The sequence below is a fragment of the Dokdonella soli genome, assembly GCF_039523175.1.
GTDB lineage: Bacteria > Pseudomonadota > Gammaproteobacteria > Xanthomonadales > Rhodanobacteraceae > Dokdonella_A > Dokdonella_A soli.
On record NZ_BAAAEU010000006.1, the window covers coordinates 261,375 to 275,696 of the forward strand.

9 protein-coding genes are annotated in these 14,322 nt (G+C 69.3%); 7 read left to right on the plus strand and 2 right to left on the minus strand.

Going from position 1 to position 14,322, the window contains the following annotated elements; all coding sequences use genetic code 11:
• Positions 1–77: 77 nt before the first annotated feature.
• On the plus strand, positions 78–3,398 hold the full coding sequence (locus ABD002_RS06845) for an efflux RND transporter permease subunit (RefSeq protein ID WP_343788529.1): 3,321 nt from the start codon (positions 78–80) through the stop codon (positions 3,396–3,398).
• Between the two features lie 301 nt (positions 3,399–3,699).
• Entirely contained in the window at positions 3,700–6,819 is a 3,120-nt protein-coding gene (locus ABD002_RS06850; RefSeq protein WP_343788532.1) for an efflux RND transporter permease subunit, read from the plus strand.
• Between the two features lie 272 nt (positions 6,820–7,091).
• On the opposite strand, the gene ABD002_RS06855 is transcribed toward ABD002_RS06850, so the two are convergent.
• Positions 7,092–8,924, minus strand: coding sequence for a 3-hydroxybutyrate oligomer hydrolase family protein (locus ABD002_RS06855; protein WP_343788535.1), 1,833 nt, complete (start codon positions 8,922–8,924; stop codon positions 7,092–7,094).
• A 174-nt stretch (positions 8,925–9,098) separates the two neighbouring features.
• Here ABD002_RS06855 and chaB point away from each other — a divergent pair, with 174 nt between their 5' ends.
• The 5 genes from chaB (at position 9,099) to ABD002_RS06880 (ending at position 10,944) form a co-directional block, all read left to right on the plus strand.
• A complete protein-coding gene (gene chaB, locus ABD002_RS06860) occupies positions 9,099–9,320 on the plus strand; it encodes a cation transport regulator (RefSeq protein ID WP_343788538.1) in 222 nt (73 codons plus the stop codon).
• 3 nt (positions 9,321–9,323) lie between these two features.
• Positions 9,324–9,509 (plus strand): hypothetical protein, encoded by a 186-nt coding sequence (locus ABD002_RS06865; protein ID WP_343788541.1) that lies wholly within the window; start codon positions 9,324–9,326, stop codon positions 9,507–9,509.
• A gap of 72 nt (positions 9,510–9,581) precedes the next feature.
• On the plus strand, positions 9,582–10,244 hold the full coding sequence (locus ABD002_RS06870; RefSeq protein ID WP_343788544.1) for a response regulator: 663 nt from the start codon (positions 9,582–9,584) through the stop codon (positions 10,242–10,244).
• Between the two features lie 131 nt (positions 10,245–10,375).
• Positions 10,376–10,633, plus strand: coding sequence for a type II toxin-antitoxin system Phd/YefM family antitoxin (locus ABD002_RS06875; protein ID WP_343788547.1), 258 nt, complete (start codon positions 10,376–10,378; stop codon positions 10,631–10,633).
• Entirely contained in the window at positions 10,621–10,944 is a 324-nt protein-coding gene (locus ABD002_RS06880) for a type II toxin-antitoxin system RelE/ParE family toxin (protein ID WP_343788550.1), read from the plus strand. The genes ABD002_RS06875 and ABD002_RS06880 overlap by 13 nt, the downstream gene beginning before the upstream one ends.
• Before the next feature lie 27 nt (positions 10,945–10,971).
• On the opposite strand, the gene ABD002_RS06885 is transcribed toward ABD002_RS06880, so the two are convergent.
• On the minus strand, positions 10,972–14,292 hold the full coding sequence (locus tag ABD002_RS06885) for a hybrid sensor histidine kinase/response regulator (RefSeq protein ID WP_343788553.1): 3,321 nt from the start codon (positions 14,290–14,292) through the stop codon (positions 10,972–10,974).
• Positions 14,293–14,322 lie beyond the last annotated feature (30 nt).

Genomic DNA, 14,322 nt, shown 5'->3' on the forward strand with positions numbered 1-14,322 from the left:
CCCAACGATGAGGCCGTCGGGGGAGAGGGAGCACGGTAGCCGCTTTCCCCAATCCCGAATCCCTAATCCTCGCTCCCATGGGCTTCTCCTCGATCTTCATCCGCCGCCCGATCGCGACCTCGCTGCTGATGGCCGCGGTGCTGCTGCTCGGCATCCTCGGCTACCGCATGTTGCCGGTATCGGCCTTGCCCGACATCGAAGCGCCGAGCCTGCAGGTAACCACGCAGTATCCAGGTGCGAGCGCCTCGACGATGGCGGTGCTGGTGACCACGCCGCTGGAACGCCAGTTCGGCCAGATCTCCGGCCTGACGATGATGACCTCGGATTCGTCGGCCGGCCTGTCGACGATCAACCTGACCTTCGCGATCGGCCGCGACATCGACGCGGCCGCGCAGGACGTGCAGTCCGCGATCAACGCCGCGCGCGGCACGCTGCCCGGCAGCCTGCCGTACCCGCCGGTCTACAACAAGGTCAATCCGGCCGACGCGCCGGTGCTGACCCTGATGCTGACCTCGGACACCCTGCCGCTGCGCGAGGTGACCAATTACGCCGATTCGATCCTCGCGCAGAAGCTCTCGCAGATTTCCGGCGTCGGCCAGGTCTCGATCGCCGGCAACGTGCGCCCGGCCGTGCGCGTGCAGGTGAACCCGGCCGCGCTGGCCAACCTCGGGCTCACGATGGAGGACGTGCGCAGTGCGCTGACCGGCGCCAACGTGAACGCGCCGAAGGGCCAGATCAACGGCGCGCAGCAGTCCTTCAGCATCGGCGCCAACGACCAGCTCGGCAACGCCGACGACTACCGCTCGACGATCATCAGCTACACGAACAACGCGCCGGTGCGCCTCGCCGACATCGCGACGGTGATCGACGGCGTCGAGAACGACCAGCTCGCCGCGTGGGCGAACGGCAAGCCGGCGGTGCTGCTCGATGTGCGCCGCCAGCCCGAGGCGAACATCGTCGCGACCGTCGACAAGCTGAAGACGATCCTGCCGGAGCTGCGCGCAGTGCTGCCGGCCGGGGTCAAGCTCGAGGTGTTTTCCGACCGCACGGTGACGATCCGCGCCTCGGTCGCCGACGTGCAGTTCACGCTGATCCTGTCGATCCTGCTCGTGGTCGCGGTGATCTTCGTGTTCCTGCGCCGGCTCTGGGCGACCTTGATCCCGAGCATCGCGGTGCCGCTGTCGCTGCTCGGCACGTTCGGCGTGATGGCGTTCGCCGGCTTCTCGCTCGACAACCTGTCGCTGATGGCGCTCGCGGTCGCGACCGGCTTCGTCGTCGACGACGCGATCGTGATGATCGAGAACATCGTGCGCTATCTGGAAGGCGGTCGCGATGGCCGCGAGGCCGCCGAGATCGGTGCGAAGGAGATCGGCTTCACGGTGCTGTCGCTGACCGTCTCGCTGATCGCGGTGTTCCTGCCGCTGCTGCTGATGCCGGGCGTGGTCGGACGCCTGTTCCACGAGTTCGCCTGGGTGCTCTCGATCGCGGTCGCGATCTCGCTGCTGGTGTCGCTGACCCTGACGCCGATGATGTGCGCGTACCTGCTCAAGCCCGGCGACGTCACGGTCGAAGGCGATGACGATCACGATCACACCGCGCACCGCGGGCCAATAGAAGATCATGGCGATCTTCCTGCCCCCGCGCAGCGGGGGAAGGTGCCCGGAGGGCGGAAGGGGGAAGCGCCGAAGGCGCGCGGCTTCTATGCGCGCATGTTGGGCGGCTACGAGAAGAGCCTCGACTGGGTGTTCGCGCACCAGCCGCTGATCATGCTGATCGCGACCGCGGCGATCGCATTGACCGTGCTGCTCTACATCGTGATTCCGAAGGGCCTGCTGCCGGAACAGGACACGGGGCTGATCACCGCGGTGGTAGAGGCCGACCAGAACATCGCGTTTCCGGCGATGCAGCAACGCACCGAAGCCGCCGCGGCGGCGCTGCGCAAGGATCCCGCGGTCGCCGGCGTCGCCGCCTTCATCGGTGCCGGCTCGATCAACCCGACCTTGAGTCAGGGCCAGCTCAGCCTCGTGCTGAAACCGCGCGGCGAGCGCGATGGCCTCGGCGTGATCCTGCCGCGCCTGTATCACGCGGTCGCGGCGATTCCCGGCATCGCGCTGTACCTGAAGCCGGTGCAGGACGTCACGCTCGACACGCGCATCGCCGCGACCGAATACCAGTACTCACTGGAGAGCGTGGACACCAAGGCGCTCGGCGACGTCGCGGCGAAGATGACGCAGAAGCTGCGCGAACGGCCGGAACTCGCAGACGTCGACAACAACCTCGCCGCGACCGGCCTGCAGTACAAGCTGACCATCGATCGCGACCAGGCGAGCCGCCTCGGCGTGCCGGTGCAGGCGATCGACGACACGCTCTACGACGCATTCGGCCAGCGCCAGATCTCGACGATCTTCACCGAGCTGAATCAGTTCCGCGTCGTGCTCGAGGTCGCGCCCGAATTCCGCACCCGCATCGACCTGCTCAACAAGCTGACCGTGCGCGGCGCCGGCAACGGAGCGCTGACCGGCAGCAACGCCACCAGCTTCGGCACGCCGACCTCGAGCAACGCGGCAACGCCGAGCGGCATCGGTTCACAGGGCAACACCGGCATCCTGATCGGCGCCGGCGGCTCGATCCCGCTGGCCTCGGTCGCGACGGCCGAAGTCACCAACGCGCCGCTGGTGGTCAGCCACCAGAACCAGCTGCCCGCGGTCACGCTGTCGTTCAACACCGCGCCGGGTTACTCGCTGTCGCAGGCGGTCGCCGCGATCCACGCGGTCGAGGCCTCGACGCAGATGCCGCCGCAGGTGCGCGGCCAGTTCGTCGGCAAGGCCGCCGAGTTCTCCGCCTCGCAGACCAGCGAAGTGCTGCTGATCCTCGCCGCGCTGGTGGTGATCTACATCGTGCTCGGCGTGCTGTACGAGAGCTACATCCATCCGCTCACGATCCTGTCGACCCTGCCGCCGGCCGGCGTCGGCGCGCTGCTCGCGCTGATGGTCTGCGGAATGAGCCTGTCGATCGACGGCATCATCGGCATCATCCTGCTGATCGGCATCGTCAAGAAGAACGCGATCATGATGATCGACTTCGCGATCGAGGCGCAGCGCAAGGGCATGGACGCGCACGCCGCGATCCATCGCGCCTGCCTGTTGCGCTTCCGCCCGATCATGATGACTACCGCCGCCGCGCTGCTCAGCGCGCTGCCGCTCGCACTCGGCACCGGCATCGGCGCGGAGCTGCGCCGCCCGCTCGGCGTGTCGATCGTCGGCGGCCTGCTGCTGTCGCAGCTGGTCACGCTGTACACGACGCCGGTGATCTACCTGTACTTCGAGCGGTTTTCGGAGTGGGTGAAAGCCCGGCGCGAGGAGCGTGTGCGTGTACGTGCGCAGGAGCGGCCGGCGTGATCCTGCGAGCGCATGCGCGGATAGCCCTCTCCCCCGAGCCTGCTCGGGGGAGAGGGTTGGGTGAGGGGGTCGCGGTCGGCGCGTTTACGCGATGCCTTGAATGGCATCGCGTGCGCGGACTGCGGGTGAGGCATGGATGCCGATCGGAAAGCACTCCATGGATGGCTGCTTGCGAGACGCCGAGCCCCCGCCCCCTCGCCCCAACCCTCTCCCCCAACGATGAAACTGTTGGGGGAGAGGGGGTGACAGCGATGCTGCACCCCTCCTGCAATGAAGCCGCTCGGGGAGAGGAGGCGAACGCATGAACCTCTCCGGCCCCTTCATCCGCAGACCCATAGGCACCTCGCTGCTCGCGCTGGGGCTGTTCGTCGGCGGCATGATCGCGTACTTCCTGCTCGGGGTGGCGCCGCTGCCAAACCTCGAGTTTCCGGCGATCTTCGTGTCCGCGAGCGAACCCGGCGCGGACGCGCGCACGATGGCCTCGACGGTCGCCTCGCCGCTGGAGCGCCACCTCGGCCAGATCGCCGGTGTCGACCAGATGAATTCGCGAAGTGCGGAGGGGTCGAGTTCGGTGATCCTGATGTTCAACATCGGCGTCAATGTCGACGATGCCGCGCGCGACGTGCAGGCCGCGATCAACGCGGCCGCGCCGGACCTGCCATCGGGGCTGAAGACCGCGCCGGTCTACCGCAAGGCGAACCCGAACAACGCACCGGTACTGATCCTGGCGTTGACCTCGAAGATCCGCCCGCTCTCGGACCTGTACAACATGGCCGATTCGCTGCTCTCGCCGCGCATCGCGCAGCAGGCCGGCGTGGCCTCGGTCGACATCGCCGGCGGCGCGACGCCGGCGGTACGCGTGGACGTGAACCTGCGCGCGCTGTCCGCGATGGGGCTGTCCGCCGACCAGCTGCGCAACGCGCTGGTCGCCGCCAACGTGACCTCGCCGCAGGGCTTCCTGTCCGATGGCAAGACCACGATGGCGGTGTCCGCGAACGATGCCCTGCACAGCGCCGAGGATTTCGCCGATCTGGTGATCGCGGTGCGCATGGGCACGCCGGTGCGGCTCAAGGATGTCGCGCATGTCTATGCCGGCCAGGAAGACGCCTACCAGGGCGCCTGGTTCAACGGCCAGCGCGCGATCCTGATGGTGATCACCAAGCGCGCCGACTCAAACGTGATCGGCACGGTCGATTCGATCAAGGCGCTGATCCCGGAGATGCAGAGCTGGGTGCCGGCCGACGTGCAGATCATTCCGTTCTCGGATCGCACGCCGACGATCCGCGCCTCGGTCGACGAGGTGCAGATCAGCCTGCTGATCAGCATCGCGATGGTGATTGTCACGATGCTGCTGTTCCTGCGCCGTGGCGCACCGACCGTGATCGCCGGCATCGCCGTGCCGCTGTCGCTGGCCGGCGCGTTCGCGACGATGTACGTCCTCGGCTTCACCCTGAACAACCTGTCGCTGATGGCGTTGGTCGTCGCGATCGGCTTTGTCGTCGACGACGCGATCGTGGTGATCGAGAACATCGTGCGCCATCTCGATCAGGGCCAGTCGCGCCTCGAGGCCACGCTCGCCGGCGCGAAGGAGATCGGCTTCACCGTGGTCTCGATCACGCTGTCGCTGCTCGCGGTGTTCACGCCGCTGATCTTCATGGGCGGCTTCATGGGCATGATCTTCCGCGAGTTCGCGGTCACGCTCGCGGCCGCGGTCGCGATTTCGGCGGTCGTCTCGCTGACGGTCACGCCGGCGCTGTGCGGACGTTTTCTCGGCGCGCACGCCGACGAGGCGCATCCGTCCGGTTTCGGCGCGCGCCTCGACGCGTTCCACGCCGGCATGCGCGACGTCTACCGGCGCGCGCTCGACTTCGCGCTGCGCCATCCGCGGCTGATGGCGCTGCAGCCGCTGATCCTGGTCGGCGTCACCGTCGTGCTGTCGCTGTATGTGCAGACCGGCTTCTTCCCGCAGCAGGATACCGGTCAGCTGCAGGGCTCGACGCGCGGCAGCCCGGATGTTTCCTACGAGGCGATGTCAGCACGCCATGAGCAGGTTGCCGAGCTGATCCGCAAGGATCCCGCGGTCGAGAGCGTCGGTTCGACGATCGGCGGCGGCCGGTTCAGCGGCCACGGCAATTCGGGCACGCTCTACATCAACCTGAAACCGCTCGGCCAAGGCCGCTCGGATTCGACGTTCGCGGTCATGAACCGGCTCGGCGTCGAGGCCGATCGCGTGCCCGGCATCCGGCTGCGTCTGCGGCCGGTGCAGGATCTCGGCGGCGGCGGAGGTGGCGGCGGCGCGCAGTACGACTACACGCTCAAGGGCGACAACCTCGACGAACTCTCCGAATGGACGCCAAAGCTGGTTGCCGAACTCCGGAAGCAACCGCAGTTGAAGGATGTCGACGTCGACATCGACAGCGCCGGCCTGCGCGAAAACCTGGTGATCAATCGCGACGAGGCCGCGCGACTCAAGGTCAGTGCGGGCGCGATCGACAGCGCGCTGTACGACGCGTTCGGCCAGCGCCAGATCTCGACGATCTATTCCGACATCAACCAGTACAAGGTCGTCGTCAACGCGTTGCCCGGACAGGCCGTGTCACCGGAATCGCTGAAGCGCATCTATGTGCGCTCGAGCAGCGGCGCGATGGTGCCGATCACCGCGGTCGCGCACCTCCAGCGCGGCGTCGCACCGACCGAGGTCGAGCACGAAGGCCAGTTCCCGGTGGCCAGCATCAGCTTCAATCTCGCACCGGGCGTGTCGATGGGCGAAGCGACTGCGGTGATCGCGCGCACGATGTCGGGCATGCGCATGCCGGGCGACATCAGCGGCGCGTTCAGCGGCGACTTCCGTCGCTTCCAGCAATCGCAGGGCAGCCAGAGCACACTGATCCTCGCCGCGATCCTCGCGATCTACATCGTGCTGGGTGTTCTCTACGAAAGCCTGATCCACCCGATCACGATCCTGTCCACGCTGCCCTCGGCCGGGGTCGGAGCGCTGCTGGCGATGCTGGTCACCGGCACCGAACTGTCGATCGTCTCGATGATCGCGATCGTGCTGCTGATCGGCATCGTCAAGAAGAACGCAATCATGATGATCGACTTCGCGCTGGCGGCGCAGCGCGAACGCGGCCTCGCGCCGTTCGATGCGATCCGCGAGGCCTGCCTGGTGCGCTTCCGCCCGATCATGATGACCTCGATGGTCGCGATCTTCGGCGCGCTGCCGCTGGCGATCGGCTTCGGCGCCGGCGCCGAGATGCGCCGCCCGCTCGGCATCGCGATGATCGGCGGCCTGCTCGTCTCGCAGAGCCTGACCCTGCTGTCGACGCCGGCGATCTACCTCGTGTTCGCGCGCATCAGCGAACGCCGCCGGCAACGCAAGGCCGACAAGCGCGCGCGGATGGCGTTGGGGGCTGGGGGCTGACAGGCACGACACGGCGACAACGCGCTCGCGCCCCCTCTCCCCCAACAGCTCCATCGTTGGGGGAGAGGGTTGGGGTGAGGGGGCGGGGGCTCGGCGTCTCGCAAGCAGCCATCCATGGAGCGCTTTCCGATCGGCATCCATGCCTCACCCGCAGTCCGCGCACGCGATGCCATTCAAGGCATCGCGTAAACGCGCCGACCGCGACCCCTCACCCAACCCTCTCCCCCGAGCCAGCTCGGGGGAGAGGGCTTTGTCACTCGTTCCGCGTCGCCTCAACGCGCGTCAAGAGCGAGCGCCGCCTTCTCCAACACACCCGCACCGCGCGGTTGCGTGGTGAAGCGTCGCGACGGCGGCAGCGGCGCCCCCTCGGCGAGATGCGCCCACATCTTGTCCAGCGCAGCGTAACCATACGGCAGCAGTGGCACGTAACGGTCGCCGAAGGCGGGCAGCGCGAGGAACGCGTCGAAGTGCTGCGCATGCGGAACACGCCAGAACACCGGCCTGCGACCGGCCGCTTCGAGCGAGGCGACATAGGGACGCGACGAGAACGCGATCGGCAGCAGGCCGTCGTCCTCGCCGTGCGCGACGATGATCGGCAGGTCTGCGCGCGGCAGTTTCGCTGCGGTGGCCGCGACCGATGCGCGCAGCGTACGCGCGTCCGCCGTGTCGCCGCTCCACAGCGCGCGCAGGCAATCGATCGCGGCCCCGGCCGGATCCGCCGAAGCGTCCGTGCCGCCGAGCAGCGCGACGCCGGCACCGGGCGGGATGCCGGACGCGTCGGACCACCACGCCGCGCGTGTCGCCGCGTCGGCGGCGATCGGCGCGCCGTGTGCATCGATCGCTCCGAAGCGGAACCCGCACGGCATCGCATCGGGCGCCGCGCGCAGGTAGGAGGAGGCGTACGTCGCCGCGACCGCGCGCCACAGATCGAACGTGGTCGAACTCGCCGCGGTCGCGAGCGCAGTGTCCTCCCAGCCGCCCGCACGCAGGCGATCCAATGCCGAGTGCGCCTGTGCGGCTGCGTCCGTGCCTTCGAGCAACCCGGCTTCGTGCAGGCGCGCGCAGCGCGCGAGCCCGGCGGACGGCGCCGCGCCGTGCACGCGCGCGAATGGCACCCGGTCGAAACGCGGGTCGGCCAGCGCGCACGGCAGCAGCAGCGCGGCCTCGCTCGCATAGTCGTACAGCGCGCGACCGCGTCCTTCGACATGTACGTTCGGTGCGAGCGCGACGACGCCGGCGATCAGATGCGCCTGGTCGAGCCCGGCCGCCTGCAGCGCGGCGCCAGCGCCGTTCGACACGCCGGTCACGATCACGCGCGTGTTTGCGTGCGTGAACGGCGCCTGCTGCGGATACGCGCGGTCGAGCATCGCCAGACCGAACTGCGCGGCCTGCAGCACGTGGCGGCCCCAGTCGGCTTCCGGGTTGTCGCCGGAATGCGCGTGCTTGATCGCGGTGCCGTGAGCGCTGTCCACCGCATCGGGTGCGAATTCGAGCGGCGCACTGCCCCGCGCGGCGCGCGTGCCATCGAGCGCGACACCGGTTTGGCTGTCGAGATCGTAGTAGCCGGTGCCGGTGCCCTTGTCGGTGTACGCGACCGCGCAGCCGCGCGGCAGGCCCCAGGCGCCGGCGAGCGCGATCGCGCCGTACACGCCGCGCGAACCGGACGACGCCGCGACGACCAGGCAGCGCGCGCGCGCATCGAACGCATCCGGCACCTGTACCAGCACGCGATGCGGCGATTTCGCGCCGGACACGCGCGCGAACGCGCTGAACTCGCGGCCCGGCACGTCCGGCACCGCGCCGTAGAGGCTGCCATAGCCGCCGAGCGGGCCGAAATCGGCGATGCCGGTCCAGTTCGTATGGATCGCGCGCCGGCGCAATTCGGCGGGCGTCGGCGCGATCGTATCGGCGAACGCGGGTGCCTTCGCGCGCAAGCCCGCAAGGCCGAGGCCCGCGCTGAGCAGGTCGTCGTGTCCGCGATACGCGGTTTCGCGCACGTCGCCGACAAGGATGTTGTCGATCATCGAACCCTCCGGCGGCGACGGGCGCGGCGCGCAGGCCGCGAGCAGAACAAGGGCGAACAGTAGCAGGGCGAGTCGGCGCATCCGGTCAGCCTACTGCACGCCGGCGGCGCGGGTCATCGTACGAACGTCCAGTGGAGGACGCTACGGGGAGCCGGTCATCGCGTCCACCGGATCCGGCTCAACGCCTCGACGAGGGACGCGTTTGCGGCTCGTTCATGCGCGCGGTTTAGCATCGAAAGCCCTTTCGGGCGGTCCATGCCTTACGAACGCACCCGCGATCTGCCGGTTTCGGTCCGCAACACCATGCGTGGAACGAATACGGCGATGCCAGCAGGCGGCGTGGCGACGAGTCGCGCGAGGAGGGTCTCGCGCAAGGTCGCCTGGTCGGCGGTGAAGGAGAAGTACGCGAAGGGCGCGGACAAGAAGTGGCACGCGAAGCAGCCGGACGCCCGCGGCTCGACCCAGGAGATGAGGTGACCCATGCAGATCGAACAGCACAAATGCAGCCATCGACCCTGCCAGTGCGTCGTCGGTTCGGACACCGCCTATTGCTCCCCGCAATGCGAAGAGCAGGCGGCGCTCGGAACCGCGGCGGCGGTGTGCGAATGCGGCCATGCCGACTGCGAGCAGAACGCGGGCATCGGTGCCGAACCTACCATCACCTGAGTGCATCCCGGCCTGGACAGGCGGACGCGGAGCCGCTGCGGGCGCGAGGCGCTTCGCTGCTAAAGTGCGGCGATGCGCATCCTGCACGCCGACGACCACCCGCTGTTCCGCCTCGCGCTCGCGCAGGCGGTGCGCGCGGTCGCGCCGGACGCGGCGCTGGCCGAAGCCGCGACGTTCGACGAGGCGCGCGCGGACCTCGCGGCGCATCCGCACACCGACCTCGTGCTGCTCGACCTCAACATGCCCGGCAGCCACGGCCTGATCGGCCTGGCGACGCTGCGCGCGGAGCATCCGGCCACCGCGGTCGCGATGGTCTCCGCGCAGGACGATGCGGCGACGATCCGCCGTGCGCTCGCCTGCGGCGCGGCCGGCTACATCTCCAAGCGCGCCGGTCTCGACGAACTCGGCGAAGCGCTGCACGCAGTGCTCGACTGCCGCACCTGGCTGCCGCCGCACGTGCGCGACCGCGTCGACGCCACGGCACCGGACCCGCACGACCGCGCGCTCGCGGCGCGCCTCGCATCCTTGAGTCCGCAGCAGATGCGGGTACTCGCGCTCGTCGCCGACGGCCTGCTCAACAAGCAGATCGCCGACCGCCTCGACGTGCAGGAACGCACGGTGAAGGCGCACCTGACCGCGGTCTTCGAGCGGCTCGGCGTGCGCAATCGAACGCGGGCGGGGGTATTGCTGAGGTCGCTGGAGATGGTTGATCCGGCGAACGTAGTCGAAGCTTGAGCGTTGTCTCGGCATGAAATGCAAGCCGATCAGGTCGATGGCGCACAAATGTCAGGTGGCGCGACGCCTGACCATTGCAATCGATCATGCCGTCGCTTGCCTTGAAACGAGTGATACTCTAGTGTCACCGCATGCGCACCGAACTCGTCACCACACTCAAGCGCCAGGCCACCGAATTGCTGGCGGATGTCGAGCGTGATCGTGAGCCGATCCTGATCACGCAGCACGGCCTGCCGAGCGCGTACCTCGTCGATGTCGAGAGCTATGAACTGCAGCAGCAGCGCATGGCCGTGCTGGAAGGCATCGCGCGCGGCGAGCTGGCGGTCGCTGAAGGTCGTGTCGCGACCCATGCGCAGGCGAAGGCGCGTCTGGCGCGATGGCTCAAATAATCTGGACCGAGCCAGCGCTAGGCGATCTCGAAGCGATCGCCGATTTCATCGCACTCGAGAATCCGGTCGCGGCCGCCGCGCTGGTGCGGCGCGTCTTCGACCATATCGGCCAGCTCGCCGATCACCCCGAAAGCGGCAGTCGACCACGCGAACTGAAGCGATCACGCTACCGTCAGATCGTGGAGCCGCCCTGCCGGGTGTTCTACCGCCATGACGGCAGCACCGTATTCATCCTGCATGTGATGCGCACGGAACGCCTGCTGCGTCCTGCCCGGCTCGGACCTGACGCGAAATCCCGGAGCTCGCGCTAGAGCGGATCGACACCGACGGCCATGCGCTCAGGCGTACGCACCGTTTCCTGCCGCGACCAGCAAGCGTCCCATCAACGACTTCAGCGCGAGCGGCTTCAGCGGCTTGTGCAGCAAATGGCAGCCGGCCGCGGCAACCGCGCGGCGCACGTCCTCGCCGTGGTCGGCGGTGACGATGATGCACGGCAGCTCAGTGAGACTGTCGCCGAGCCGCGCGCGCAGCTCGAGCCCAGTCGCGCCGCCGTCGAGGTGGTAGTCGAGCACGAGCAGTTGCGGCCGCGCGCGCAGGCATAGCGCGCGGGCTGCGTCGAGATCGGCCGCCGCGAGCACGTCGAGGTTCCAGCCTTCGAGCAGGATGCGTGTCGCAGCGAGCACCGCGGCGTCGTTGTCGACCACGAGCACGCGGTGCGAGGGCGCCACGATGGACTCGACGTCCTCGCTCGCGACGACATTGACTGGCGGCGCACGCGGCACCTCGATCGCGAACACGCTGCCGCGGCCGGGCCACGAGCGCAAGGTCAGCGCGTGGCCGAGCAGGCGCGCGATGCGTTCGGCGATCGCGAGGCCGAGGCCGAGCCCGGCGCCGCCGCGGTCGAGGCGGCGGAACTCCTCGAAGATCAGCGTGCGGTCGCCTTCGGCGATGCCGGTGCCGCTGTCCCAGACCTCGATGCGCAGGTTCGCGCCGGAACGCCGGCACCCCAGCAGCACGCGGCCGCGCTGCGTGTACTTGATCGCGTTCGAGAGGAAGTTCTGCAGCACGCGGCGCAGCAGCTGCGGATCGCAGCGCAACCACGCGCGCGTCGGCAGGCAGCGCAGTTGCAGCCCTTTCGCGTCCGCAAGCACGCGGAACTCGGCGGCAAGATTCCGCAGCAGTTCGTCCGCGGCGAACGCGCGCGGCTCCGCGCGCATGCCGCCGGCATCGAGCCGCGAGATGTCGAGCAGTCCACCGAGCAGCGTCTCGGCCGAACCCAATGCGCTATCGATATGCGCGACGGTCTCACGTTCGGGCGCGTTGCCGACGCGCTGCGCCAGCGCATGCGTGAACAGGTGCGCCGCGTGCAGCGGCTGCGCGAGATCGTGGCTGACCGCGGCAAGGAAGCGCGTCTTCGCGCGGTTCGCGCGCTCGGCCGCGGCGCTGGCGCGTGCGAGTTCGGCGGTGCGCGCGGCGACGCGCTGTTCCAGCGTCTCGTTCGCGCGCGTCAATGCGCGCTCGGTCTGGCGGAATGCGGTCACGTCGGTGAAGGTCGCGACGAAGCCGCCGCCCGGCATCGGGTTGCCGCGGATCTCGACCACGGTGCCATCCGGGAACGTGCGTTCGGCCAGATGCGCCGTGCCTGAGCGCATCTGTGCGAGACGGCGTTCGACGCGCGCGTCGAGTTCGCCGGCGCCGATCAGCCCGCGCGCGATGTTGTGGCGCGTGAGGTCGGCGATCGGCCGGCCGATCGCGAGCAGGCCGGGTGGGTACGCGAACAGTTCCTCGTAGCGGCGGTTCCACGCGACGACGTTCAGCGACGCATCGACGACGCAGATGCCCTGGCTCATGTTCTCGAGCGCAGCCTCGAGCACGCGCTGGTTGAAGCGCAGGTCCTGGCTCGCCTCGCCGACGATCGCGGCGACCGCATCAAGCTGGCCGCTGCGCTCGCGCCGTGCGACCTCGATCAGCAGGCGCGCCGACGAGGCGCCGATCACCGCAGCGAGTTCGTGCTCGACCGCGGCGACGACCTGTGCGTCAGCCCGACCGCTGCGGCCGCCGACCAGTGCCGTGACGCGCTCGGCCGGCAGGAAGCGCTTGCCGAGCGCGGCGAGTTCACCGACCGCCAGGTCGGCGGCCTGCGCCCTGCCGCCGCCGCGCGCCCAGCGCGTGCGTGCGGCGAGCACGAGCACGCCGAGGTTGACCGCGAGGCTCGCGGTCAGCGCGCGTGCAAGATCACTCCAGGCGCCGAGGCCGAACAGGGTTTGCGGTGCGAGCACGTCGACGCCGAACGGACCCGGCCGCAACGCCGGCGCCAACGTCGGCAGCAGGTTCGGCAGCAGCGCGTAGAGCCAGACCAGGCTGCCGGCAACGAGGCCGAGCGCGACCGCGCGCGCGCCGATCACGGGCCGGTACAGCGCGATCAACACGGCCGGCATCAGACCCGCCAGCGCCGAGAACGACAGCGCGCCGAGGTCGGCCAGTGCATTGCTGCCGGCAAGCGCGCGCGAATAGCCCCAGGCGAGCAGCACGACGGCGAGGATCGCGAAGCGACGCTGGCGCAGCACTGACGGACGCAGGTCGCCGCGGTCGCCAAGGCCCCAGCCGCCGCGCACGCGCAGCGGGGCGATCCAGTGGTTGCCGATCATCAGGCTGAGCGCGAGCGTCGCGACGATGACCATGCTGGTCGCGGCGCTCAAGCCACCGAGGAACGCGAGCACCGCGAGCGAGCGCTGGCCCTGCGCGAGCGGCAGCGCGAGCACGTACAGGTCGGATGGCACGCCGAGCGGCGCGAGCCGTGCCGCGCCGGCCTGCGCGAGCGGCAGCACCGGCAACGCGATCGCGCCGAGATACAGCGGAAACAGCCAGCGCGCGGTGCGCACGTGCGCGGCGTCGCGGCATTCGACGACGCCCGCATGGAACTGGTGCGGCAGGGTGAACGCGGCGAGTGCGCCGAGCAGGATCAGCGCCGGGAAGCCGCTGCTGTCGCGCGGCGCCGTACGCGCGGCGGCCTCGACATCCGGAAGCTGCAGCACCAGCGCGCCGATCGCGAGCATCGCGATGAGCTTGAACACCGATTCGAATGCAAGCGCGAGCACGAGACCGCGATTGTGCGCCGCAGCCGGCGCGCGCCGCGTGCCGAACAGCATCGCGAACAACGCCATCGCGAACGCGACATACAGCGCACTGTCCTGCCATGCCGGCGCGGCCGGATCGTTGCCGCGCGTGAACAGCGCGTAGCTCATCGCGACCGCCTTCAGCTGCAGCGCGATGTACGGCACGATGCCGAGCACGGTCACCGCGGTGATCAGTGCGGCGAGCCCAGCGTGACGGCCGAGCCGGGCGGCGACGAGGTCGGCGAGCGAACTCGCGTTGTGCTCGCGCGCGAGCCGCACGAGGCGCACCAGCACCCCGGCCGCGACGACATAGAGCAGGATCAGTCCGACGAAGGTCGGCGGCAGCCACCAGCCAGAGCGTTCGGCTTGGGTAACCGTGCCGTAGAACGTCCACGAGGTGCAGTGCACGCCGAGCGAGAGCGCATAGACGACGCTCCAGTGCCGCGCAAGCACCTGCGGATGGCGCTCGCCGTACAGCGCGACACCGAACAGCACGGCGAGCCATGCCACGCCCGACAGCGCGACGAGCAGTTCAGGGAACATCACGCTTCATGACCGATGCGGCATGCTCGC

Excerpts from the sequence above, each read along its gene's own strand:
- ABD002_RS06855 (WP_343788535.1), bottom strand. The coding sequence starts at position 8,924 with ATGCGCCGACTCGCCCTGCTACTGTTCGCCCTTGTTCTGCTCGCGGCC.
- ABD002_RS06865 (WP_343788541.1), top strand. The coding sequence starts at position 9,324 with ATGCAGATCGAACAGCACAAATGCAGCCATCGACCCTGCCAGTGCGTC.
- ABD002_RS06870 (WP_343788544.1), top strand. The coding sequence starts at position 9,582 with ATGCGCATCCTGCACGCCGACGACCACCCGCTGTTCCGCCTCGCGCTC.
- ABD002_RS06885 (WP_343788553.1), bottom strand. The coding sequence starts at position 14,292 with ATGTTCCCTGAACTGCTCGTCGCGCTGTCGGGCGTGGCATGGCTCGCC.
- ABD002_RS06880 (WP_343788550.1), top strand. The coding sequence starts at position 10,621 with ATGGCTCAAATAATCTGGACCGAGCCAGCGCTAGGCGATCTCGAAGCG.
- ABD002_RS06875 (WP_343788547.1), top strand. The coding sequence starts at position 10,376 with ATGCGCACCGAACTCGTCACCACACTCAAGCGCCAGGCCACCGAATTG.
- chaB (WP_343788538.1), top strand. The coding sequence starts at position 9,099 with ATGCCTTACGAACGCACCCGCGATCTGCCGGTTTCGGTCCGCAACACC.
- ABD002_RS06845 (WP_343788529.1), top strand. The coding sequence starts at position 78 with ATGGGCTTCTCCTCGATCTTCATCCGCCGCCCGATCGCGACCTCGCTG.
- ABD002_RS06850 (WP_343788532.1), top strand. The coding sequence starts at position 3,700 with ATGAACCTCTCCGGCCCCTTCATCCGCAGACCCATAGGCACCTCGCTG.